Raw genomic sequence first — 22761 nt, 5'->3', positions numbered from 1 at the left:
GACTTTATCGGGGGAACCGGGGGCGCTTGTCCCTACCTAGATGATCATTCCGGCGGCGACCGTTTCGTTGGTGCCTGGATCGATCAGGATGAAGGAGCCGGTGTGGCGGTTGCGGCGGTAGCTGTCGTGGATGACCGGGCTGGCGGTGCGCAGAGTGATCCGGCCGATGTCGTTCATCGCGAAGCCGTCGATTCCCTCGATCTTGTGAAGCGTGTTGATATCGACGTGGTACTTCACCTCCTTCACCAAGGCCTGCATCTCGCGCGTGGTGTGGCGGAGCACCAGCTTGGCGCGGTGGCCCATCGGCTTGTTCGAGAACCAGCAGATCATCGCCTCGATGTCCTGCTCGGCTTTCGGCGGATTGTTTGCCTTAACGATCATGTCGCCACGCGAAATGTCGATCTCGTCGTGCAGGGTGATCGTGACGCTTTGCGGCGCGAACGCCTCCTCCTTGGCCCCGTCGGCGGTGTGGATCTCCTTGATCCGCGACTGGAAACCGGAGGGCATCACCGTGACTTCGTCGCCCGGCTTGAAGACGCCGCCGGCAACCCGGCCGGCATAGCCCCGGAAGTCGTGCCACTCGTCGCTCTGCGGGCGGATCACCCACTGCACGGGGAACCGAGCATCGACGTGGTTCTCCTCGCCTCCGACGTAGACGTTCTCGAGATGATAGAGCAGCGACGGTCCTTGATACCACGGCATCTTGTCCGAGGTATCGACGACGTTGTCGCCATTGAGGGCGGAAATCGGAATCGGGGTGATGTCGACGATGTTGTCGAGGCGCGAGGCGAACTCCTGGTAAGCCTTCACGATCGTGTCGTAGACCTCCTCCGAGTAGTCCACGAGGTCCATCTTGTTGATCGCGACCACCACGTGCTGGATCCGCAGCAGGTTGGCGATGAAGCTGTGCCGCTTGGTCTGCTCGATCACTCCCTTGCGGGCGTCGACGAGAATGATGGCGAGGTTGGCGGTCGAGGCGCCGGTCACCATGTTCCGCGTGTACTGGATGTGTCCGGGGGTGTCCGCGATGATGAACTTCCGCTTGGGCGTCGCGAAGTAGCGGTAGGCGACGTCGATCGTGATCCCCTGCTCCCGTTCGGCCTTCAGGCCGTCGGTCAGCAGCGCGAGGTTCACATTCTCGTCGCCACGGCGGCGCGAGCTCTCCTCAACGGCTTCCATCTGGTCCTCGAAGATCGACTTCGAGTCATAGAGAAGACGGCCGATGAGAGTGGATTTGCCGTCGTCGACGGATCCGGCGGTGGTGAAACGGAGAAGGTCCATGGTGGAGTCCCGACGATGTCGGGGAGTGCCTAGTGACTGGTAAAAAGTGGAAAGATGAGGAGGATTGAGGTTAGCCGGGGTGAGCGTGAATCAGAGCACTTTTCATACTTCGCACTCGTCACTTCCCACTCCCGCCGCAGGCGGCTTAGAAATAGCCCTCCTTCTTGCGGTCCTCCATTGAGGTTTCGGAGCGTTTGTCATCGGCGCGGTTGCCGCGCTCGGTCTGGCGGGCGGCAGCCACTTCCTCGATGATCTTGTCCATGGTGTCGGCATCCGACTCGACAGCGCCGGTGATGGTCGCGTCGCCCATGGTGCGGAAACGGATCCTGCGGTGAACCACTTCCTCGCCCTCGCGAGGTTGGACGAACTCACTTACGGCGAGGATCGTACCATTGCGGGTCACGGTGTCGCGCTCGTGGGCGTAGTAGAGGCTCGGCAGGACGATGCCCTCGCGCTTCATGTACATCCAGATGTCCATCTCGGTGAAGTTGGACAACGGAAAGATCCGGAAGTGCTCTCCCTGGTGCATCCGGCCGTTGAAGAGGTTCCACAGCTCGGGGCGCTGGTTCTTCGGGTCCCACTGGCCGAAGTCATCGCGGTGGGAAAAGAAGCGCTCCTTGGCGCGGGCCTTCTCCTCATCGCGACGGCCACCGCCGAGAACCGCATCGAACTGATGCTCTTCAATCGTGTCGAGCAGGGTGGTCGTCTGAAGTCGGTTGCGCGAGGCGTCGGGCCCCTTTTCCTCCGTCACACGTCCCTCATCGATCGACTTCTGGACCGATCCGACCACCAGACGCGCACCCATTTCCTCCGCGAAGCGATCACGATACTCGATCGTCTCCGGGAAATTGTGGCCGGTATCGACGTGGACCAGCGGGAAAGGAAGGCGCGCCGGATGGAAGGCCTTGCGGGCGATCCAGGCCATCACGATCGAGTCCTTTCCGGCGGAGAACAGCAGCCCCGGATTCTGGAACTGCGCCGCAGTCTCGCGGAGGATGAAGATCGCCTCGGCTTCGAGCTGGTCGAGGTGGGAAAGGTTGTAGCTGGGCATGGGGTCGGGACGTCGAACATCGAACGCTCAATATCGAACGTCGAAGGAATGCAGAATCGGGTGCGGGCGGAGAAAAAGGGCTCCGCTAGCTCGACGCAAGCAAAAAGAAGTAACTTACGTGACTTAGTAATGTTTAGGGCGCGATGGCCTTGGCCCGCAGGTATTCAAGGACTTCGAATACCGAGTCCTCGACCGAGAGCTGCTCCGTATCGAGCACCAGATCGGGTTCCTGAGGTTCCTCGAAGGCGCTGTCGCGGCCGGTGAACTGCTTCACTTCGCCGTTCGCGGCTTTCGCGTAGAGGCCTTTGGGATCGCGGGCCTCACAGGTCGCGTAGTTCGCCTTCACATAGACTTCGGAGAAATCCCTGCCGAGGATCCCGCGAGCGAGATCCCGCAGGACGCCTCGTGGCGTGATCAGGGAGCAAAGAACGATAACCCCGTTGGAAGCGAGGACCTTGGCGAGTTCCGCGGTCCGCCGGACGTTCTCCAAACGATCCTCGTCACTGAAGCCGAGGTTATTGTTGAGGCCGGTGCGGAGGTTGTCGCCATCGAGCCGGACCACGAAACGGCCCTTGTCGTGGAGCACCTGCTCCAGCGCGCCGGCGATGGTCGACTTTCCCGAACCCGACAGCCCGCAAAACCACAGCACGCACCCCTTCTGCTGAAGGAGCACTTCCTTGGCGTGGCGCGGCAGCGTGGCGTGAGGATGGATGTGGGTGGTCATGGAGAGAGTTGTCGGGGTCATCGGATGGATCGGTTACTCGTCGCGTGCGTGATCCAATAACGCATACCACAGGAAAAGGCTGTTGTGCACCAAGTATCGCCTGAACAGGCGCCGGGGTTCGGCGGCGAGGCGGTAAGCCCACTCAAGGCCGCGCTTCTGGAAGAACTCCGGGGCCTGGCTGACCTCCCCCGCATGGAAGGCGAAGGCCGCTCCGATTCCGAAGTAGACTCCGTCCGGAAGACGGTCTTTGTGGCGGGCAATCCAGTGCTCCTGCTTCGGGCAGCCGAGTCCGACCCAGATCAGGTTGGCACCCGATTCCCGGATTCGCTCGCAGATGCGGTCCACCTCGTCATCCGGCCATTCGCCGAATGGTGGCGAGTAGGTGCCGGCGATCGACGCGTCGGGAAACTCCTCGGCAAAGCGTCCGGTGAGCTTCTCAAGGGTGGTCGACTTGCCTCCGAGAAGGAAATGCCGGAACCCGGGACGACCGTCGGTGGCCCGGAAGGTCTCCAGCATCAGGGTGGGTCCGTAAACCCGGTCGGAAAGTCGCTCGGCCTCGGGCAACCCGGCATTCATCGCCCAAACGAGCGGCATCCCGTCGGGAACGACCAGATCGAAGCAGCGCATGGTCGCGCCGAACTCGCCGTCATGTCGGCTGAGGGCGGCGACGTGGGTATTTGCAGCCGCTACCGCATGGACCGCTTCGACAGCTGCTCTTTCGAGGATCCACTCGATCGCGCCGGCGTAGTCGGTGCGGGCGAGTGGCAGACCGATGACGGATGCGGTGAGCATCAGGATTCGAGCGGCAGCCCCGCGGGCTGCCGGCAAGGGCATAGGCGGCTTGGAAAGCCGCTCTCCCTATTCGCGAGCTACGGACACATGGTGGCCGTGAAGCTTGAGGAGGGCGTGGCGGCGGGCGACATCAAGATCGTGCTCGACCATTTCGGCGCACATCTCCTCGACCGTGATCTCCGGCACCCAGCCAAGTTTCTCCTTGGCCTTGGTGGGATCCCCGAGAAGCGTTTCGACCTCCGCCGGGCGGAAGTATCGTGGATCGACGCGGACGATTACGTCGCCTTCCTTGACTCCTGGGGCTTTCTCCGAATCTACGGTGGTCGCCGTAGCGATTTCGTCGACACCTTCGCCGCTGAAATCCAAGCCGATACCCGCCTCCGCGGCCGACATCCGGACGAACTCGCGCACCGAGATCTGCTTGCCGGTTGCGATCACGAAGTCGTCGGCACTCTCCTGCTGGAGCATCATCCACTGCATGCGGACGTAGTCCTTGGCGTGGCCCCAGTCGCGGAGCGCGTCCATGTTGCCGAGATAGAGGCACTTCTCGAGGCCTTGTGCAATATTCGCAAGTCCGCGCGTAATCTTGCGCGTCACGAAGGTCTCGCCCCGACGGGGTGACTCGTGGTTAAAGAGAATGCCGTTGCACGCATACATCCCGTAGGACTCGCGGTAGTTCACCGTGATCCAGTAGGCATACATCTTGGCAACCGCATACGGAGACCGGGGATAAAATGGAGTCGTCTCCTTCTGCGGAATCTCCTGCACCAGGCCGTAGAGTTCTGAGGTGGACGCCTGATAGAAACGGGTCGTCTTTTCGAGACCGAGGAAACGGATCGCCTCAAGCAGACGGAGCGTGCCGATCGCGTCGACGTCGGCCGTGTACTCCGGGCACTCGAACGAAACCGCCACGTGCGACTGGGCGCCGAGATTGTAGACCTCGTCCGGACGCACCTCGCTGATGATGCGGGTCAGGTTCGAGGTGTCGGTCAGGTCCCCGTAGTGGAGCTTGAAGCGGGCGTGCTCGACGTGCGGATCCTCGTAGATGTGATCCACGCGTTCCGTGTTGAACAACGACGCGCGGCGCTTGATGCCGTGAACTTCGTAGCCCTTCTCGAGAAGGAATTCGGCCAAATACGAGCCGTCCTGACCGGTGATGCCGGTAATCAGTGCTTTCTTCATTAAACTTGAGGGGAATCAGAGCCGGGCGGCTCCGGTTTCGAGGGAAGTGAGGAAGTCCTTATAGGCTCCCGCCAAGCCCGTCTCCAACGTGATCGCGGGGGTCCAACCGGTTTCGCGGATCCTCGAAATGTCGAGCAGCTTGCGCGGCGTGCCGTCCGGCTTGCTCGGATCGGTCTCGATCGTGCCTTCGAAGCCGACGGTCTTCGCAACCAGCGTGGCAAGTTGGAGGATCGTGACGTCATCGCCGACGCCGACATTTACCCAATCCGGAGGATTTTCGAGCTTGAGGAGGTGGAAGCAGGCCGCCGCGAGGTCGTCGACGTGAAGGAACTCGCGTCGCGGCGTGCCCGTGCCCCAGATCGCGACGCTTTCCGCTCCGGCTTCCTTCGCCTCGTGGAAGCGCCGGATGAGCGCGGGGATCACGTGGGAATTCTCGGCGTGATAGTTGTCACCCGGACCATAGAGATTGGTCGGCATCGCGGAGTGATACATCAGCCCGTGCTGTGCCCGGTAGTGCTGGCACATCTTGAGACCGGCGATCTTGGCAATGGCGTAGGCCTCGTTGGTCGTCTCGAGAGGACTCGTGAGAAGACAGTCCTCGGGCATCGGCTGCGGCGCCATCTTGGGATAGATGCATGACGACCCGAGGAACAGAACCCGCCCCGCCCCGGCCTGGCGGCTGCCCTCCACGAGATTGGCGGCGATCGCGAGGTTCTCGTAGATGAAGTCGGCCGGGTAGGTCGAGTTGGCATGGATGCCTCCGACCTTGGCCGCCGCAATGATCACGATGTCCGGCTTCTCCTCGGCGAGGAACGCGAAGGTGTCGGACTGGTCGCAGAGATCGACTCGGTCTCGACCGGCCGCGAGGACTTCGAACCCACCCCGGTTCTCCGCCTCACGGACAAGTGCGGATCCGACCATGCCGCGGTGACCGGCGATGTAGATTTTCTTCATATGAGCAAGGAGCTTGGAGCTGAGAGCCAAGAGTTGGAAAAGCCGGGAGAGGAGTGGGTCGGGAGCCTGACTCCCCGCTCTACGCTCTTGGCTCTACGCTTTAACGACCTGCCCGTCGGGGGTCTCCACCACCGCCATGGCGTTGCGGGTGTCGACGATCAGGTCGGACCAAGCAGAGAGGCTGCCAAGATCGAAGGCCTTGTGGTGGGTGGCGATGACGGCGCAGTCGAAGGAGCGGATCACGTCCTCGTTCCAATCGACCGAACGGGTGCCGGCCCATTCCATGTGCTCGCGGGTCGGCCCGACCTCGAGGACGTGCGGGTCGTAATAGGCAACCTCCGCACCAAGACGCTTGAAGCCGTCGAGCAGCTCGAAGGTCGGAGACTCGCGCATGTCATCAACGTCCGGCTTGTAGGCGAGGCCCATGAGCAGCACCCGGCTGCCCTTGACCGGCTTGCCGCGACTATTGAGGGCCTCCATCGTACGATGGATCACGTACTCGGGCATCGCACGGTTGATCTCGCCGGCGAGTTCGATGAAGCGCGTATGGACGCCGTACTCGCGCGCTTTCCACGTCAGATAGAACGGATCGATCGGAATGCAGTGACCTCCGAGACCCGGTCCCGGATAGAACGGCTTGAAGCCGAAAGGCTTGGTCGAGGCCGCGCGGATGACCTCCCAGATATCGATCCCCATGCGGTCGGCGGCGACTTTCAGCTCGTTGACCAGACCGATGTTCACCGCGCGGTAGATGTTTTCCAGCAGTTTGGTCAGCTCCGCGACCTTGCACGAGCTCACCGGCACCACCTCATCAAAGACCGCGCCATAGAGCGCAACGCCGGCGTCGAGACACGCCGGGGTAATACCGCCGACGACCTTCGGGATATTGGTGGCGGCGAAGTCGGGATTCCCCGGGTCCTCGCGCTCGGGTGAATAGACGACGTGAATGTCCTCACCGACCTTGAAGCCGGCCGCCTCGATGCGGGTGACCAGTTCCTCGTCGGTGGTTCCCGGGTAGGTCGTGCTCTCGAGGCTGACCACCTGACCCTTCCGCAGGCCGGGGACAATCGACTCGATGGTGCTTACGACGTAGCTGAGGTCCGGCTCGAAGTGTTCGTCCAGTGGTGTCGGCACGCAAAGGATCAGCGCATCGCACTCCGCAACCCGTGAGAAATCCGTCGTCGCATCGAGCGTCCCCGCAGCCTTGGCCTCGGCGACCTGCGCGTCGGGGATGTGCTTGATGTAGGTCTTGCCTGCCAGCAACGCGTCCGGCTTGGCCGCATCGATGTCGAGGCCGAGCGATCGGTAGCCCGCCTTGGCATAGGCCAGCAGCAGCGGCAAACCGACGTAGCCGAGTCCGACCACACCGATCACGGAATCTTTGGAAAGGGATTGCTCCACGCTCAACTCAATCGGGTTTTCCGTATCGTGCCAGAAGCCGGTCCGCTTCGGCCAGCGCCATGCCCGTCACCTGGTCCATGTTGTAGTAGCGGTAAGTCGCCAGCCGGCCGATGAAGCTGACCGACTCCTCCTTCGCTGAGAGTTCCGCGTAGCGTCGATAGGCCTCGGCGGCATCCGGCGCGGGAACCGGGTAGTAGGGTTCGTCGTCCGGAGTCCATGTCTTGGGATACTCGCGGACGATATTCGTCGCGTCGATTTGCTGACCGGTCGCGTGCTTGATCTCAACGATCCGGGTGAAGGGGACGTCAGGCTCCGGATAGTTGACCTGCATCGCCGGCTGCCAGAAGCCGGGTTTTCCCGAAATCACCTCGCGGCCTACCAGCTGCTCCGCATCAAAGCTCTCGGACTCGAAGCGCAGCGACCGGTAGGGCAAGGCCCCGAAGCGGCGGCCGTAGAATTCATCCACAGGTCCGGTGAAGACGAGATGCCGAAACTTCCACCGCGCCTTGGCCTCTTCAAAGTCGATTCCGAGGTGGATTTCCAAGCCCGGCGAGGCGTCGAGCATCCGCTCGAACATCGTGGTGTATCCCTTGTCCGGTAGTGCTTGGAACTCCTCGCGCAGGTAACGGTCGTCCCGATTGGTACGGATCGGAATCCGGGCACACACGGAAGCGTCCAGTTCGCGCGGGTGCCGGTTCCACTGCTTGAGCGTGTAGCCTTCGAAGAACTGCTCGTAGAGTTCGCGGCCGACTTTCGACAGGATGACCTCTTCGGAATTCGCGGGCTCGTCGATCGGCACCCGCTTTTCCTCAAGCCACGCCTCGAACTCTTCGGTGCTCGAAGGCCGGCCGATCCATTCTTCGAAAGTATTGAGATTGATCGGGAAGCTCCAGTAGCGGTCGCCGGTGTGGCTTTTGATCCGGTACTCGACCGGATGCCACGCGGTGAAGCGGGAAAGGTAGTCGACGATCTTCGTCGAATTACTGCGGAAGTAGTGCGGCCCGTAGCGGTGGGTCAGAACGCCCAGCGCGTCTTTTGAGTCGTAGGCATTTCCTCCGAGGTGAGGCCGACGATCGACGACCACGCATCGCCAACCGGCGGCGGCGAGACGCTCCCCAACCACCAGCCCGGCGAAACCGGCGCCGACGATCAGGAAATCGGTCTCGGTGGACACAGGCTCAGACAGGTTCCAGCACGCCCTTGAAGAACGCTATCGTCTCGCGGATACCCTCGTCGAAGCTGACCTTCGGCTCCCAGTCGAGCACTTCCTTCGCCCGCGAAATGTCGGGCTTCCGGACCTTCGGGTCATCCGGCGGAAGCGGCCGGTCCTCGACCTTCAGCTCCACCTCGCAGATCCGGGCGATCGCTTCCGCGAACTCGCCAATGCTCATCTCGTGCGGGTTCCCGCAATTGACCGGCTCATGGAAATTGCTTCTGGCCAGCCGCCAGATGCCCTCGACCAGATCGCTGACATAGCAGAACGAGCGCGTCTGCTTGCCGTCGCCGAAGATCGTCATCGGCTCGCCGCGGAGCGCCTGCCCAATGAAGGCCGGCACGACACGGCCGTCGTCGAGCCGCATGCGCGGACCGTAGGTGTTGAAGATCCGGACGATCTTGGTGTCGACGCCGTGGGCCCGGTGATAGGCCATCGTCACAGCCTCGGCATAGCGCTTGGCCTCGTCGTAGCAGGACCGAACACCGATCGAATTGACGTTCCCCCAGTAACCTTCCGGCTGGGGGTGGATCTCGGGATCACCATAGACCTCCGAAGTCGAGGCGACCAGGTAGGTGGCCCCCTTCTCCTTCGCGAGCTCAAGCGCGTGGTGCGAGGCGTAGGACCCGGCTTTCAGCGTATCCACCGGAATCTCGACGTAGTCGATCGGACTGGCCGGGGAGGCCATGTGGAAGACGAACGCAACATCGCCATCAATCGAGTAGGGCTCCGAAACATCGTGCTCGATGAACCGGAAATCCGGATGGTCGGCAAGGTGGGCGATATTGGCCCGGTTGCCGGTGACGAAATTGTCGAGCGCCACGACCTTCAGGCCGTCGGTCAGCAGGCGGTCGACCAGATGGGAGGCGACGAAGCCGGCGCCGCCGGTCACCACGGCGGTTTGGCCCTTGTATTGGGCAATGTCTTGGATCATTTCAACGGGGGTAGCAGACACGCTGCCGCCCTTGGTCGATTGTCCGTTTTTCGGACAAAACCAAAGGCGTGGGGATCAAATCGTTCTAAGTGCCGGCGCACGGCGGCTCCGACGGCCTCCATCGATGGAGGAATCAGGAAATTGTTCAATCCAAAATGAACAAATCTGGCCCGACTGATGGAACTCCCTTCAGGGCAATGGCTTTCGTGGAAGAAGCAGGCTGAAAAGGTCCACTTCCACGACTTGAGGCTGTCCGAGGAAATCGAGCAGCACCTTGACCCGCTCCCGGCCCGGTAAAACCGCCACAACCTCGCCCCGGAATCCTCCGAGCGGTCCGCTGGCGATCTCGATCTCCTCGCCTTTCTCGATGCGCGGCGCGACCGTCAGGATTTCAGCGTCGAGACCTTCGGTTTCGGCGAAATTGCGCGCCATTTCCGTCCGGAGCAACTCGACGAAAGACTCCGCCACCGGCGGCACCTCGCTGCCGAAGCGCACCAGTCCGCGCACTCCTTGGGAGTAGATGACCATCCGCTCCATCTCGCTCAGCACGAAGCGGGCGAGGATGTAGCCGGGAAAAAGGGCCTCGACCCACCAGACTTTGCCCCGCCGGGTCGCCTTGCGGTAGCGGAGACGGGGGCAGAACACCTCGACGCCCTCCAGCTCGCGCAGATGTCCCGCCGCGACGTGTTCTCTCTTCGGCTGGGTCTTGACGCAGTACCAGCCCGCCTCGTCGGCGTCCGAACTCATTGACCCAAAACCTTTTGCATCAGCGGAAGAAGCATCCTCCCGCGACGCATCCAACCTTCGAGCTTGGCGACGCGTTCATCGTAGAATTCACGGGTCTCGCGGTCATCCTCCGCCGCCACCGCCTCCTGAAGCCGACCCACCTTCAGCTGGCCGCTTTCAAGGTGCGGGCGCACCTGCTCGCGGATGAAACCGCCAACGAGGCGCTTCAGATCGACCGCCGCCTCGTAATGCGTCCGACGGGCTCCTGCCACTTCCGCCTCCTTCACCGCACCAAGCCCCTTGAGGGTTCGCAACCCTTGGCTCGCGGAACCTTTGCTGATGCCCAAGCGCAGGACCAGGTCATCGAGCGAAAGCGGCGCCCTGCTGACGTAAAGCAGGCCGTAAATTTCTCCCACCGAACCAGGAAGCCCGAGCACGCGCACGCCATCGACGAACACGTCGACCACCTGGCGCTCCAGGGAACTCAGCCCCGCCACCGGGGTGGCGCCATCTTCCTGAACTTCGGGCATAGAGCGCGAATAGAGCCTTGATGCCGATTGTTCAATTCAAAATGAACAACATCGGGGATTCCCCCGAGGTCAGCGACGGACGACTCGGAGAAACGAACGGTCGAGACCTGCGGGGACGTGGTGGTCGAACCGAAGGCGTTCTCCCAAGGATTTGAACAGATGGTTGCCGGGAACGAGACTCTCCAAAGATCCGGCATCAACCCCGAACTCCATCCCATACGGCGGATCCCAACTGACTCGCATGACCCGCCCGAATGATGAGGGCATCACCGAGAACTCGGACAAAAGGGGCGCGGGCAGACCGGCCGGCACGATGGCCACCAAGTTGGTCACCTTTTCCTCAAAGGTCCTCACCCGCGTCACCGGATGGTAGATGTCGATGTAGACGTCCGCCGGGCCGGTCGCCACCCACGTTTGCGGATCTCCGGGGTCTCCGGTGAAGTCGACACCGAATTCCCACTCGTTGGAATCGACGATGTCGGCAAGCGGTGTCGTGTAGTCCGAGACCGGCAGTGTCTCCCGCAGCCGCGCCACCACCACCGATTCGCCGGGGTCACCCCACATCAGCACGCGTCGCACGTCCTCCGCCGTCACTCCTTCCGGCAGATTCCCGGGGTCAAGGGGGGCGTTGAGGTGGCTCCTGGTCGTCTGGAGGATATCACGCCCGACCACGTCGTTCTCGATCAGGAACACCTGGCCCGTGGTCCCCGGATCATCGGAGGCCTCCCGGTAGATCATTCGCACCTCATGGTTCGCCGTCCTTTCGGTGGTGACCGTGTGCTCGACGAAGGAATCGACAACCACGTCATCCGAAGTGAGCGCGGTCCACGTGCCAGGATCCAGCGGGTCTCCCGAGTAATCGATGCCTTGCTGGGCACCGTGGTCGTCAAAGTCCTCCTGTTCGACGTCTTCGGTGTCACCAACCGCATCCTCGATCACATGCAAAGCCATGCCCGCCTCGCCAGTTCCAAGCTTCCCCGCGAGCACCGCTGCATTGCCCGGAGTGACCTCGGGAGGCACGACCCCCGCCGGGGAATACGTTTTGCTCCAGTTCCGCGTGGTGTCGGTGACTTCCACCACACGGTGAGTCAACGGATTCAAGATCACCTCACCCGTCGCATCCGGCACCACCAGTTCGTAGTCGAGGGCCTGATCCACAAAGGCCCGGCCCTCCTCCTGACGCAGCAAAACGTTGACCTGGATGGTGTTCGACGTGATCGCAATCCAAGTCTGGTAGTTGTTTGGATCTCCAATGAAGTCGACGCCAAATTGCGCGTTGAACGCCTCGACCACCCGTTCCACCGATCCGATATCGGTGGCGAGTGGAATGACTTCGTAGCCGGATACGAGGGGAACCACGTCACCCGGTGACGCACCGCTCAGCGCGTCGGCAACCACTGACGACGGGATGAAAGCCGGAACCGCCGCAGGACTGTAACGAAGCGTCTGTGGATTGGTATCGACGACGTCCGTCGGAAGCCGCGTCGACCAAACCGAAACATCGACATTCCCGGGACCCGGCGGGTCGGCCTTCACATACTCACGGAACACGAAGTCCCGACTCGTACGCTCGCGGCGGGTTTGGGAACTGACGTCCACCGTGACGTCGGGACCAATCGAGGTCCAGGTCTGCAGATCCAGCGGGTTACCGGAGTAGTCGACCCCAACCAGCGCGCCCGCGGGATCGATCACGGTCCTGAAAGACGTCGGTTCATCGCCCACGAATCGCCGTCCCGTACGGCTTTCGAGATAGCCTTTGCCATCAGGGCCGGCGGCCGCGAGCGCGGCGGAAATCTGCGCCGGCGTGTATTTCCCGGGCGGAGCGTGGGGCTCGTAAAAGCCCATCTCCTCGTATTCGTCGGGAAGCAGCACCTCGTCCACAATATCCGGGAGGTCGACCGAATTCACGATCACCTCGCCAGCGAGGGGTCCGGCGGATACGACAGTCAGGAAGAGCAAACGGGAGGTCATGACGGGGGAGGAAACGGCGAGCGGAGTCCGTGCCAACGCCACTCCGGCCGGACGAATTACGACCGGACACGCTGCAAAAAACCTGCCGGCTCTCTCAAGACGAAAACGGCAACTCCGCCGTCACTCATTGAGCCAGCGTCCTAGCGCGGCCTCGAGTTTCGCGCCGCGCCGGACCTTGAAGGACTCGCCGAGCTCGACCGTGGCCCGTTTCCCCGCGGAATTCTGGAAGTGGATCAAAACCGGCGTTTTGCCCGGGTGTTCGGTCAGAACAGCACGGATCTCCTTCAGATCCTGTTCGGAATGCCTGGCGGTCCACAGGGCGAGTTCGACCGATTTGCCGTTGCTGCCCTTGCCGCGTGTCTTGAGTTCGTTGATCTCGGAGCCGGTGAGACGGCGGGAGTCGGTCCGGTCGTCGATCTGGATCTGGGCCTTGAAGCGGATCACCTTGCCCGGCACGAGGATCCCTGCGTCGCGCGCCGGCACGTAACTCTCGCCCCAGACCATGATCTCCCGCGAGCCGGTGAAGTCCTCGACGACGAGGATGCCGAACGGCTTTCCGGTCTTGGTCAGGCGGGCGTCAACACTGCGCACCATTCCTGCAAAGGGGAAACGGTCGCGCGGATTGCGGACCTCGATCTCGTCGACGAGTCCGAGCTTCTGGTAGCGGTCGGAATCGAGCACCGCCCTGAATTTGTCCAGCGGGTGACCGGTGACGTAGAAGCCGAGGAGTTCCTTCTCCATCACGAGCCGCTCGTCCTTGGTCCACTCCTCGACCTCTTCGACCGCGGTCGCGGCGGACGGGGGCGGCGCGCCGAAATCCATCGCGTCGAACATCGAAACCTGACCGGCCGCGCGGTCGCGCTGGAGCGACGAGGCGCTGGCGCACACCTGCTCGAGCCGCGACACCATCTGCGCCCTGCCCTCACCGGTCCAATCGAAGGCGCCGGCCTTGATCAGGTTCTCAAGGATGCGCTTGTTCACCACCTTCGAGTCGAGCCGGTTGGCGAAGTCCTCGAGCGACTCGAACCTGCCTTTCGCTTCCCGCTCGGCGATCGCCTGCGCCATGGCGCCCTCGCCGACATTCTTGATCGCGGCGAGCCCGTAGCGGATCGCCATCGCACCGTTCGGAGTCTCTTCCGGAGCGAAGCGCAGCTTCGACTCGTTGAGGTCCGGCGGCAGGATCTCGATCTTCATCCGGTGGCACTCGGCCACGAAGACGCCGATCTTGTCGGTGTTGTTGATCTCGTTCGACAACAGGCCGGCCATGAACTCGACCGGGAAGTTCGCCTTCAGGTAGGCGGTCCAGTAGGAAATGTGGCCGTAGCAGGCGGAGTGCGACTTGTTGAAGCCGTAGCCGGCGAACATCGCGATCTTGTCGAAGATCGCGTTGGCGAGTTTCTCGTCGATGCCGTTGGTTTCGCGGCAGCCGGCGACGAACTTGTCGCGCTCCTTCGCCATCTTCGCCGGGTCCTTCTTGCCCATCGCGCGGCGCAGCAGGTCGGCGCCGCCGAGCGTGTAGCCCGCCAGCTTCTTCGCGGCGTTCTGCACCTGCTCCTGGTAGATCATGACGCCGTAGGTCTCGCCGCAGACCTCCTCGAGCAGCGGGTGCTCGTAGAACGGCTGCTTGCCGCGCTTCACCTCGATCATCTGGTCGATGAACTGCATCGCGCCCGGCCGGTAGAGCGCGAGAAGGTCGATGATGTCCTCGATCTTCGTGATGCCGTACTTCCGACAGGTCTCGACCATGCCGCCGGACTCCAGCTGGAACACGCCCATCGTTTCCCCACGGTTGAGGATCTCGAAGGTCTTGGAATCATCGAGCGGGATCTCGTAGATGTCGAAGTCCGGGGTGTGGACGTGGATGTGGGCGATCGCATCCTTGATCACTGTCAGGTTCTTCAACCCGAGGAAGTCCATCTTCAGCAGCCCGACCTCGGTGATCGCGCCCATGTCGTACTGGGTCACGACCTCACCTTCACTCGCCCGCGTGAGCGGCACGTGGTCATCGAGCGGACGGTCGCCGATCACCACGCCGGCAGCGTGGACGCCGACATTCCGGGTCAGCCCCTCCAGCTTCAGAGCGGCATCCCAGAGCTCCTGGTAGGTCGACGAACTCTCGATCAGCTCCCGCAGCTCGGCCTTCGAGTCCCACTCGCCCTTCAGCTTCACCCCGGGCTTGGCCTCGATCATCTTGGCGATCTGGTCGGCCTCGCCGTAGGAAATGCCCATTACCCGCGCGACGTCGCGGATCACGCTTTTCGCGCCGAGGGTGCCGTAAGTGATGATGTGGGAAACACTACGCTCGCCGTACTTGTGGCGGACGTAGTCGATGACCTCCGGTCGCCTGGTTTGGCAGAAGTCGATGTCGACGTCCGGAGGACTCACCCGTTCGGGATTCAGGAATCGTTCGAACAGGAGCCCGAAGCGCATCGGGCAGATGTCCGTGATCCCCATCGTGTAGGCAACCAATGACCCCGCTGCCGAGCCACGGCCGGGGCCGACCGGGATGCCGTGATCCTTGGCCCAGTTGATGAAATCGGCGGTGATCAGGAAGTACGACGCGAATCCGAGCTGGTTGATCGTGTCGATCTCGTAATCCAGCCGCTTGCACAGCTCCGGGTCCGCCGCTTTCTCCTCGCCATAGCGCTCGACGAGGCCGTCGAAGCAGACTTTCCGGAAGTACTCGTCGCGCGGCGAGCCGTCGGGCGACTCGAACTGCGGGTACTTCTCCGAGCTGGTCGCATCGAGTTTCATCTCGACCCGGCACCGCTCGGCGATCTCAAGCGTGGCGTCGCAGGCACCCGGGACCTCGGCGAAAAGCTCGCGCATCTCCTCGGCGGTCTTGAAGTAGACCTCCTCCGGGTAGCGCATGCGGTTCTCATCGATCAGCAGGCGTCCGGTGCCGATGCAGATCATCACATCGTGCGCCTCGTGGTCGGCGCGGGTCAGGAAGTGGGCGTCGTTGGCCGCGACCGGCTTGAGCCCGAACTCTTTCGCCAGCGCGATCAGCTTCGGCATCACCTCACGCTGCTTCTCCAAGCCGTGGTCGTGAATCTCGACGTAGACATTGTCCTTGCCGAAGATGTCGACGAGTTCCTCGAGCGTCTCGCGGGCCTTCGCCTCGTCGCCTGCCAGCAGCCATTCGTTGACCGGCCCGGAGATGCAGCCGGTCAGGCAGATGATGCCCTCGTGGAACTCGCGCAGGGTGTCGCGATCGACCCGCGGCTTGCCGTAGTAAAGTCCTTCGAGGTGACCCTTCGACACCAGCTTCTGGAGGTTCGTCCAGCCCTCGTCGGTCTCGGCGAGCAGCGTCATGTGGGTCGCCCGTTTGCGACCCGGAACGTCCTTCTTGTCCTCCATTTTTCCGGGCGCGAGGTAGATCTCGCAGCCGAAGATCGGCTTCACGCCCTCGGCCTCGCAGGCCTGGAAGAATTCGACCGCCCCGAACAGGTTTCCGTGGTCGGTCATCGCCACCGCCGGCATCCCCAGCTCCTTGGCCCGCTTGGCGAGCTGCTTGCACCGGTTCATCCCGTCGAGCAGCGAATATTCGGTGTGAACGTGGAGGTGAACGAAGGAATCGGACATCGGGCGCGGCCCACTTTGGCGAGACCGGTGCGGTAGGGCAAGAAGGGGGTGGCGGAAGAGCGGACTTCATCGGCCGGAGGTCGAAATCGACTGGCCAGTTTCCGCGGTCTGGTGAGAATTCCGCAGACCGGAGAACCCCAGATTCATGAACTCCAAAGACCTGCGCCGGCCCTACGCCATCCTTACGATCAGCTTTGCCGCGGCAGTCGTCTGCCTGGTCGTGTTTCTCGCCTTTTCCTCGAAGTCGGGCCGGAACCTCCAGCTGTCGTCCGGCCAACCCGGCGGCGTGTATCTGCCGTTGGCTGAAGCCATCCGCACGGCGGTGGGCGATGGCGAGCAGGGTATCGAGGTGATCGAAAGCGCGGGCAGCGGCGAGAACGCGCGGCGCCTGCAGTCCGGCGAGGCCGATCTGGCCCTGATCCAGAACGACACCGTGGCCGTCGATGGGATCCGGACCCTCGTCCCGCTCCACAAGGACGTGCTCCACTTTCTCGTTCGGGACGATTCGGGAATCCTCGGTCCCGGAGACATCGAGGAGAAAAAGATCGCGGTGGGACTGCCGGACAGCGGCAGCCACCGCGTGGTCGAGGAGCTGATCCGGCACTTCGAGGTGGATGTGTCCAGGACCGAGATTCTGCCGATGCGGATTGCCGAAGCCCGCGACCTCCTTGCCGAAGGAAAGATCGACGGCCTCCTCATGGTGCTGAGCCTGAAGTCGGATGCCGTCGAGCAGCTGGTCGCCGGTGGTGGAGTGAGACTGCTTGGCATCGGCGGCGACATCGGTCCCGGCAGCGAAATCGAGGGATTTCGACTCAACTACCCTTACGTCGAGCCCTACCTGATCCCCGTCCACGCCTACTCGATGCCCCATGACGGAAAGCCCGGTGTTCCGAGTGCTCCGATACCCACGCTGGCGATCCGGACGGTACTGGCGGCCCGCGCCGACCTGCCGGACACCGCCGCCCGACGGATCACCCGCATGCTGGCGGAGAACCGCAGCCGGCTGACGGTCGGAGACCGCGAAGTCTCCATGATGGGAACGATGGACGACACCGCGAATCTCCAGTTCCCGCTCCACGACGGGGCGGCGCAGTATTTCGCCCGCAACGAACCCGGCTTCCTCGTCCGCTACGCCGAGGTCATCGGACTGCTCTTCTCCCTGGGGGTCGCCGGCTACGGCCTGTTCCGGGCCGGTGGGAAATGGCTGCTGCAGCAGCGCAAGGACCGGATCGACGAGTACTATCTCGAGCTCAACCGCATCCTCGACGGGATGCTGAAACCGCAGAGCAAGGACGAACTGGTCGACATCCAGAAGCGGTTGCAGATGATCCGCTCGACCGCCTTGCACCAACTCGCGAAGGAGCGCCTGCAGCCCGACGAGTCGTTCCGGATCTTCCAGACCGTACTTGCCGAAGCGGGCGCCCAGGTCCGCCACAAGCTGCAGATCCTGCAGGGGTCTTGAGAGAGGTCGGGTCGACCGCCCTCGGTCGACCGCGAAGGAACGGGACGGCCCGCAGCCCGCTTCGGGCCACGGACGAGCGTGGGCGCTCGTCCCTACCTTTTCGCGAATCCATCGGACCGCTCCGGTTTATCCCCTTCCGATGAACGCGACTTCCACCAGCACCATTGTCGTTCCCCGGACCAAAACCCGGCCGGGGCTGATCGCCAGCGCCAAGACTTTCCGGCTCGTCTGCGATGACCAAGGTCTCCATGTGATCCACCTCGGACGGGCGATGGGGCCCAAAGTGAAGAGCCGTGACCCGATCGCCGACAAGCTGGCGGGCGTGATGATCTCGAAGATGGAGCGCAAACTCGAGGAGAGCCTCGCCGAAGCCGAGCGTGAGATCGAATACCTCCCCCTCGCCGAACTGGTCGCGCGCAAACACAGCTTCACCGTTCCGTTGACCGAACGGGGCGCGGTCGAAGTCCGGAGCTGCGCCGGAGCGGATCTCGTCCTCGTCATCCGTGCTCCGCAAAAGAAAGCGAAGCTACTGGTTCACAGTCACTACCGGGACGAGCTCGAGGCCATCGAACGACGTTTCGGAGGCTAGCCACCGAGCTGCTGCATCAGCACGAAGGGCGTCACCACCACCGCGGTGAAGAGCTCGTCGCCCCCCTCCCACTGGGCGGCGTGCAACTCGCCGGTCTTGACCAGGTCGCCATTCCCCAGCCAGTTGGCGACCTGCTCGCTCTGGTCGTCGATGAAGGCCTTCGCAACCGTCTTGAGGTCGAGCTCGGGATCGACCCAGATCAACACGCCCCGCTCGCAGTGGGGTTTCAGGTAAGACCACGCGACCTCGCCGGTGTACTTGGCGATCTTCTCCTCGTCGCTCTGCTGGTCCTCGCCGAGGATCCTGTATTTCATCCGGTCGGGCTCGCTCACGCCCCGAAGATGGAAAACCCGGGCACGGGCGCAAGCTTCGTCCTTGCGCGAAACGGACACCCGCCCCATGCCGGGGCCGTGAACTTCGACGCCGTGCTCTTCGACTTCGACGGAATCCTGGTCGACACCGAATGGGCGATCTACGAGGCCTGGCAGCGGACCTTCCGGGCCCACGACCACGACCTGCCGCTCGAAACCTACACCCGCTGCGTCGGATCCGACTTCGACACCTGGTCGCCCAAGACCCATCTCGAGGACCTCACCGGCCGCAGCTTCGACTGGCACCAGCTGGATGCCGACCGGCAGGTCGAGATCCGGGCGGATCTGGAAAAGTCCGGACCGATGCCGGGGGTCGTTGCGCTGCTCGACCGGCTGCAAACCGCCGGCACACCCCTTGCGGTCGTTTCGAGCTCGAACCACGCGTGGGTCGACGGCTGGCTGGAAAAGCTACGGCTGGCACCGTACTTCAACGCGGTGGTGTGCCGCGGCGACGCCCCGCGCATCAAGCCCGCCCCGGACCTGTGGCTGGAAGCGCTCCGACAACTCGGCAAGGACGGCACGAGCTGCCTGGCGATCGAAGACTCGCTGAACGGGGTGCACTCGGCGAAGGAAGCGGGCCTGACGGTGTGGGCGGTTCCAAACCGCACGACCGCATGCATCGATTTCTCGGAAGCCGACCGGGTGCTGCCCTCGCTGGAATCGGTCGAGTGGAAATCTGACACGCCGGTCTGAACTCCGCCTCCAAAGCGGACAGGAGTGTCCGCTCTCCTATAGCCCCCGCGGGTGGCGCATCACGTGGCCCTTGCCGGGACGCGTCTTGGTGAGCCAGCGCGGACCGCTGCGGTTGGATCCCCAGCCAGTGTCGAGCCGCAGGCCGGCGATCGTCATGAAGACGTGTCCCTTCCGGACATAAACGGTGATCCATTTACCTTCGCCACGTTCGCCGTAGTTGAAGAATCCGCTGGAAGGCATCTGACCCTGCATCAGCCCCGCCTCCCGGAGGACGTAGGAGACCGCCCCGGAGCAGTCGTAGCCTGTGTCGTTGAGCACCGCGTGGCCACCACCCCATTTGTAGGGTTTCCCCTGCAAGCGGTTGCCGGCCTGGATCGCGCGCTTCACCGCCTCGGGAGCGCGCTTCGGCGCGAAGGCGATACCGCCGCGCAGCATGGCCGTCTGACCGTGCTCGAAGTTGTAGGAAACCGGTTGCCGGGCCGTGATCTGACGCCCGCAGGCGGTGAATCCGAGGGCCGATGCCGAAAGCATGATCCAGTCGCGACGCTTCATGAACGGGGCTTCTACCTCAATTAGTTAAGTTTTTCAAAAAGTTTTTGGTTCCGAAATAACTATCCGGCCCAGCGGTCGTAGCATTCGAGCCAGACGTTGCGGATGTTCCCCCGGTGCCGGCGGAGAAGAGCGGGCAGCAATTCCCGGAACTCCGCCGCTTCCTTGGGGCAGGCGCGCCCGAGCAACGACTCAGCGAGTTGGGGATTCGACCTGAGTCCAAGCAGCACCGGCAGGCGGCCGGCCCGATGCCGGGCACTCACCACTCCCGACGCCTTCCGCGCCCCATGCCACAGCTCGATCCGGTCACGCAGCGGCAGATGACGGTCGCCATCGACCAACAGGCACTTCCCGCCAAGATCTCCGAGCTTTTCGAGGTCCTCCGGCTCAAGACGGCGCTTCGACCGGTTGAAGAACAGCCGCACGACCGGGACACGTCCACACAGCCGCCGCTCGAAGCCGTCGAGGAAGGTCGTCTTGCCGGCCCCGTGGTGGCCGACCACACACGCCCGCCGGCCGAGCGACTCCCAGCGCGACTCGATCTCCTGCCAAGTGGTACCGACCAGTTCCGGGTCGAACGGAAGCACCCGCTCCATGCGCCCGGGAGCGAAGGGATTCTCGCGGGCTTTCATCGTTTCTTCTTCCGGCGCTTGTTGCCGAGATGGCGGGGCGACTCGACCGTCCCGAGTTCCAGTTCCCGTCCCGTGGGCGACATCACGAACTCGCGATGCGCGCACGCCTCGCCTTCCGAATCCACCAACTCAAGCGCCCACACAACGCTGATCAATGACCCGGAGAAACTCGGTGGCTCGAAAGGCAGCTCGAATTCGAACGGCAGCTCCGGGCCCTTCGCTTCGAGGCGGCGGGTCTCCACAACTTTGAGTTCCTCGGTTCCTCTGCCACGGGTCGCCCAGAAGAGCCTGATCTCGAGCCCGTCGGAGTCCTCGAGTTGCCCGACCACGACCTTGCCGCGCATGGTTTCGCCGGGGCGGAACGCGTCACCGTCATCCAACTCGATCTCAGCCCGGCTCATCGACGACCTCCTTTCACATCGATCTCGTACTCGTCCTTCACATCGGGACGCATCGGCACATCCGCGGTCAGGATCACGAACCACCTCACCTTGTTGTGCGTTCCCCGGAAACTCGGAACGGCATCGGCCGGCAGATCCACGGTCACCCGCCCGGCGGGCATCATCATCTTGGTCTCGGTTTCGAACAGCGCCTCCTCGTGGAACACCGATGTCGCGGTGCTCGTGCTGGTGCCCCGGCGGTAGGTCGCTTCCTCGCGACCGACCAGCCACAGCGCCAGCCTCCTGGGTGTCCCGCCGCCGCCTGCCCGTCTCCACGAAATGGACGCGTGCCCTCCCGGCGACAGATGGCGTTCGGAAAACTCGACGCGGTACATCGGCGAGAAGATCGCGAAGATCCGGTAGAAGATGTGGATGATCAGACCGAGACCGATCAGCACGAACGGAGTCAGGAAGATCGTCAGGAACCAAGGAGCTTCGCCCCGCGACCATCCTTGCCACATCTGCCAGACGAACACCCCGGTGATCCCGTTCCAGAACCCGGCGAGGAAGATCGCGCCGACGACATGAAGCAACCGCTTGCCGACCGTGCTCCCGCCCCCGCTCAGCCGGATGCCGGACTCGGATGACTTGCCGGAAGTCGATCGCGACGCACGGGTCGTCACCGGCTCGCGATCACCCTTGGGATTCTTCTTTTTGACGAAGGCAAACCACAAGCCACCGAGCCCGATCGCGGCGAATGGCAGCGGGAACAGCGCGAAGAGTGCCCACCAGCCGAGCTTCCGCTCCCGCACCGCCTTCCACGGTTCGTCCGGATCGACGTAGCAGAGGATCGCCGTGCCGGCCGGGTGGTTGCGCACCACCTCGGCCTTCGATTTCCGGCCGCTCGAGCTGCCTCCCACGACGCTCTGGCGGTTCGATCGATACTCGATGCCCTCGAACTCGTAGCGATAGAAGATGTCGACCGAATAGGTGGTGCCGTCGTCCGAGTCGTGCGACCGGACCCGCGACCAAACCACTTCGGCGGGCGTCTCGACCCACCCTCTCATGTCGAAGTATTCGAAGGCCTTCGGAACGACGACCCCGAACAGGATCCCGAGACCGGCAGCGGCGAAAGCTCCGAAGAATCCGCAGCCGAGCACCCCGGCCATCGGCGACTTCAGCGTGGCCGGAGTCGTCTTCGCCTTGGCCGCCTTTTCCTCACCAAACGCGGTGAATGTCAGACCGATCCCGACCAGCATGAAGCAACCGCCGAAGCCCGCGAAAACGAGGCCGAACCAAGCGTCGCCCGCCGAGTCCTGCAGCACCGCCTGCGACAGATCGCCGGGATTCACCCGGCAGGTCAGGTCGAGCTCCTTGCCGTAGAGTTCCTGACGCAACTCGACGAGGGTTTCGTAATCCGATTCCCGGTCGTCGTCGGCCGAGGTCAACCGGTCGCTCTGGTAAGGCGTTCCCTCGTATTCGTAGCGGAAAAGAAGATCCGGCCGGAAAGGAGGATCGGTGTTGGGCTCGTCGATGATCTCGAACTTCACCAACTCGCACGGAACCTTTTCCCAGGTCCGGCTTTGCACCGAGGTCCAGAACACCCAGATGCCCGCGACGACAAAGATCGAGCTGAACGCGGTCCAACCGAGACCGAAGAGCGCGCCGCAGCCCTTCGACATCTTCTGCCCGTTGCGTCGGCTCAATCGCAATGCCACGCGCGGGTTCCTACCAGTCCGTC

21 protein-coding genes are annotated in these 22761 nt (G+C 63.0%); 3 read left to right on the top strand and 18 right to left on the bottom strand.

Annotated elements, in window-relative coordinates; genetic code table 11:
• Positions 1 to 36: 36 nt before the first annotated feature.
• The 13 genes from cysN to dnaE form a co-directional block, all read right to left on the bottom strand.
• Positions 37 to 1281: a sulfate adenylyltransferase subunit CysN gene (gene cysN / locus HAHE_RS10995; protein ID WP_338684408.1), complete on the bottom strand. Its 1245-nt coding sequence runs from the start codon at positions 1279 to 1281 to the stop codon at positions 37 to 39.
• Between the two features lie 145 nt (positions 1282 to 1426).
• A complete protein-coding gene (gene cysD / locus HAHE_RS10990) occupies positions 1427 to 2332 on the bottom strand; it encodes a sulfate adenylyltransferase subunit CysD (RefSeq protein WP_338684406.1) in 906 nt (301 codons plus the stop codon).
• A 133-nt stretch (positions 2333 to 2465) separates the two neighbouring features.
• The gene (gene cysC / locus HAHE_RS10985; RefSeq protein WP_338684404.1) at positions 2466 to 3077 is read right to left on the bottom strand and encodes an adenylyl-sulfate kinase; all 612 of its coding nucleotides are present in this window, start codon (positions 3075 to 3077) and stop codon (positions 2466 to 2468) included.
• 12 nt (positions 3078 to 3089) lie between these two features.
• Positions 3090 to 3848 carry a WecB/TagA/CpsF family glycosyltransferase gene (locus HAHE_RS10980; protein WP_338684402.1) on the bottom strand — a complete coding sequence of 253 codons (759 nt, stop codon included), beginning with the start codon at positions 3846 to 3848 and terminating at the stop codon, positions 3090 to 3092.
• A gap of 66 nt (positions 3849 to 3914) precedes the next feature.
• A complete protein-coding gene (gene gmd, locus HAHE_RS10975; protein WP_338684399.1) occupies positions 3915 to 5030 on the bottom strand; it encodes a GDP-mannose 4,6-dehydratase in 1116 nt (371 codons plus the stop codon).
• A gap of 15 nt (positions 5031 to 5045) precedes the next feature.
• Positions 5046 to 5984 (bottom strand): GDP-L-fucose synthase, encoded by a 939-nt coding sequence (locus HAHE_RS10970; RefSeq protein WP_338684397.1) that lies wholly within the window; start codon positions 5982 to 5984, stop codon positions 5046 to 5048.
• A 93-nt stretch (positions 5985 to 6077) separates the two neighbouring features.
• The gene (locus HAHE_RS10965; protein WP_338684395.1) at positions 6078 to 7385 is read right to left on the bottom strand and encodes a nucleotide sugar dehydrogenase; all 1308 of its coding nucleotides are present in this window, start codon (positions 7383 to 7385) and stop codon (positions 6078 to 6080) included.
• 7 nt (positions 7386 to 7392) lie between these two features.
• Positions 7393 to 8559 (bottom strand): UDP-galactopyranose/dTDP-fucopyranose mutase family protein, encoded by a 1167-nt coding sequence (locus HAHE_RS10960; protein ID WP_338684393.1) that lies wholly within the window; start codon positions 8557 to 8559, stop codon positions 7393 to 7395.
• A gap of 4 nt (positions 8560 to 8563) precedes the next feature.
• The gene (locus tag HAHE_RS10955) at positions 8564 to 9532 is read right to left on the bottom strand and encodes a UDP-glucuronic acid decarboxylase family protein (protein WP_338684392.1); all 969 of its coding nucleotides are present in this window, start codon (positions 9530 to 9532) and stop codon (positions 8564 to 8566) included.
• A 189-nt stretch (positions 9533 to 9721) separates the two neighbouring features.
• Positions 9722 to 10279 (bottom strand): transcription termination/antitermination protein NusG, encoded by a 558-nt coding sequence (nusG, locus tag HAHE_RS10950; protein ID WP_338684390.1) that lies wholly within the window; start codon positions 10277 to 10279, stop codon positions 9722 to 9724.
• Positions 10276 to 10788, bottom strand: a complete 513-nt coding sequence (locus HAHE_RS10945; RefSeq protein WP_338684388.1) for a GbsR/MarR family transcriptional regulator — start codon at positions 10786 to 10788, stop codon at positions 10276 to 10278. Before HAHE_RS10945 ends, nusG begins: the two co-directional genes overlap by 4 nt.
• Positions 10789 to 10857: 69 nt before the next feature.
• On the bottom strand, positions 10858 to 12759 hold the full coding sequence (locus tag HAHE_RS10940) for a hypothetical protein (RefSeq protein ID WP_338684386.1): 1902 nt from the start codon (positions 12757 to 12759) through the stop codon (positions 10858 to 10860).
• A 120-nt stretch (positions 12760 to 12879) separates the two neighbouring features.
• Positions 12880 to 16344, bottom strand: coding sequence for a DNA polymerase III subunit alpha (dnaE, locus tag HAHE_RS10935; RefSeq protein ID WP_338684384.1), 3465 nt, complete (start codon positions 16342 to 16344; stop codon positions 12880 to 12882).
• A 145-nt stretch (positions 16345 to 16489) separates the two neighbouring features.
• On the opposite strand from dnaE, the gene HAHE_RS10930 reads away from it, so the two are divergent.
• Positions 16490 to 17806 carry a TAXI family TRAP transporter solute-binding subunit gene (locus tag HAHE_RS10930; protein WP_338684382.1) on the top strand — a complete coding sequence of 439 codons (1317 nt, stop codon included), beginning with the start codon at positions 16490 to 16492 and terminating at the stop codon, positions 17804 to 17806.
• Between the two features lie 139 nt (positions 17807 to 17945).
• Complete coding sequence (locus HAHE_RS10925) at positions 17946 to 18395, top strand: hypothetical protein (RefSeq protein ID WP_338684380.1); 450 nt, start codon at positions 17946 to 17948, stop codon at positions 18393 to 18395.
• Here HAHE_RS10925 and HAHE_RS10920 read toward each other — a convergent pair.
• Positions 18392 to 18727, bottom strand: coding sequence for a DUF2288 family protein (locus HAHE_RS10920; RefSeq protein ID WP_338684378.1), 336 nt, complete (start codon positions 18725 to 18727; stop codon positions 18392 to 18394). The two genes, HAHE_RS10925 and HAHE_RS10920, sit on opposite strands and share 4 nt — an antisense overlap.
• A 78-nt stretch (positions 18728 to 18805) precedes the next feature.
• Here HAHE_RS10920 and HAHE_RS10915 point away from each other — a divergent pair, with 78 nt between their 5' ends.
• Positions 18806 to 19459: an HAD family phosphatase gene (locus HAHE_RS10915; RefSeq protein WP_338684376.1), complete on the top strand. Its 654-nt coding sequence runs from the start codon at positions 18806 to 18808 to the stop codon at positions 19457 to 19459.
• A 36-nt stretch (positions 19460 to 19495) separates the two neighbouring features.
• On the opposite strand, the gene HAHE_RS10910 is transcribed toward HAHE_RS10915, so the two are convergent.
• Genes HAHE_RS10910 through HAHE_RS10895 form a run of 4 tightly spaced genes read right to left on the bottom strand, consistent with a single transcriptional unit; the run spans position 19496 to position 22738 of the window.
• A complete protein-coding gene (locus HAHE_RS10910) occupies positions 19496 to 20011 on the bottom strand; it encodes a peptidoglycan endopeptidase (RefSeq protein ID WP_338684375.1) in 516 nt (171 codons plus the stop codon).
• A 59-nt stretch (positions 20012 to 20070) separates the two neighbouring features.
• Complete coding sequence (locus HAHE_RS10905; RefSeq protein ID WP_338684374.1) at positions 20071 to 20640, bottom strand: hypothetical protein; 570 nt, start codon at positions 20638 to 20640, stop codon at positions 20071 to 20073.
• Positions 20637 to 21041, bottom strand: a complete 405-nt coding sequence (locus HAHE_RS10900; protein WP_338684373.1) for a hypothetical protein — start codon at positions 21039 to 21041, stop codon at positions 20637 to 20639. Before HAHE_RS10900 ends, HAHE_RS10905 begins: the two co-directional genes overlap by 4 nt.
• Positions 21038 to 22738, bottom strand: coding sequence for a DUF3592 domain-containing protein (locus tag HAHE_RS10895; RefSeq protein WP_338684372.1), 1701 nt, complete (start codon positions 22736 to 22738; stop codon positions 21038 to 21040). Before HAHE_RS10895 ends, HAHE_RS10900 begins: the two co-directional genes overlap by 4 nt.
• Between the last annotated feature and the right edge of the window lie 23 nt (positions 22739 to 22761).

This window comes from Haloferula helveola (assembly GCF_037076345.1).
In the GTDB taxonomy this organism is placed as follows: domain Bacteria; phylum Verrucomicrobiota; class Verrucomicrobiia; order Verrucomicrobiales; family Akkermansiaceae; genus Haloferula; species Haloferula helveola.
Note: the sequence above shows the minus strand (reverse complement) of the source record. Positions and strands in the feature narration are given on the sequence as shown.

What these genes read in the sequence shown, in the direction of transcription:
- HAHE_RS10925 (WP_338684380.1), top strand. Translation starts at nt 17,946, where the DNA reads ATGAACGCGACTTCCACCAGCACCATTGTCGTTCCCCGGACCAAAACC.
- cysC (WP_338684404.1), bottom strand. Translation starts at nt 3,077, where the DNA reads ATGACCCCGACAACTCTCTCCATGACCACCCACATCCATCCTCACGCC.
- gmd (WP_338684399.1), bottom strand. Translation starts at nt 5,030, where the DNA reads ATGAAGAAAGCACTGATTACCGGCATCACCGGTCAGGACGGCTCGTAT.
- dnaE (WP_338684384.1), bottom strand. Translation starts at nt 16,344, where the DNA reads ATGTCCGATTCCTTCGTTCACCTCCACGTTCACACCGAATATTCGCTG.
- cysN (WP_338684408.1), bottom strand. Translation starts at nt 1,281, where the DNA reads ATGGACCTTCTCCGTTTCACCACCGCCGGATCCGTCGACGACGGCAAA.
- HAHE_RS10970 (WP_338684397.1), bottom strand. Translation starts at nt 5,984, where the DNA reads ATGAAGAAAATCTACATCGCCGGTCACCGCGGCATGGTCGGATCCGCA.
- cysD (WP_338684406.1), bottom strand. Translation starts at nt 2,332, where the DNA reads ATGCCCAGCTACAACCTTTCCCACCTCGACCAGCTCGAAGCCGAGGCG.
- HAHE_RS10910 (WP_338684375.1), bottom strand. Translation starts at nt 20,011, where the DNA reads ATGAAGCGTCGCGACTGGATCATGCTTTCGGCATCGGCCCTCGGATTC.
- HAHE_RS10955 (WP_338684392.1), bottom strand. Translation starts at nt 9,532, where the DNA reads ATGATCCAAGACATTGCCCAATACAAGGGCCAAACCGCCGTGGTGACC.
- HAHE_RS10905 (WP_338684374.1), bottom strand. Translation starts at nt 20,640, where the DNA reads ATGAAAGCCCGCGAGAATCCCTTCGCTCCCGGGCGCATGGAGCGGGTG.
- HAHE_RS10940 (WP_338684386.1), bottom strand. Translation starts at nt 12,759, where the DNA reads ATGACCTCCCGTTTGCTCTTCCTGACTGTCGTATCCGCCGGACCCCTC.
- HAHE_RS10900 (WP_338684373.1), bottom strand. Translation starts at nt 21,041, where the DNA reads ATGAGCCGGGCTGAGATCGAGTTGGATGACGGTGACGCGTTCCGCCCC.
- HAHE_RS10980 (WP_338684402.1), bottom strand. Translation starts at nt 3,848, where the DNA reads ATGCTCACCGCATCCGTCATCGGTCTGCCACTCGCCCGCACCGACTAC.
- HAHE_RS10930 (WP_338684382.1), top strand. Translation starts at nt 16,490, where the DNA reads ATGAACTCCAAAGACCTGCGCCGGCCCTACGCCATCCTTACGATCAGC.
- nusG (WP_338684390.1), bottom strand. Translation starts at nt 10,279, where the DNA reads ATGAGTTCGGACGCCGACGAGGCGGGCTGGTACTGCGTCAAGACCCAG.
- HAHE_RS10945 (WP_338684388.1), bottom strand. Translation starts at nt 10,788, where the DNA reads ATGCCCGAAGTTCAGGAAGATGGCGCCACCCCGGTGGCGGGGCTGAGT.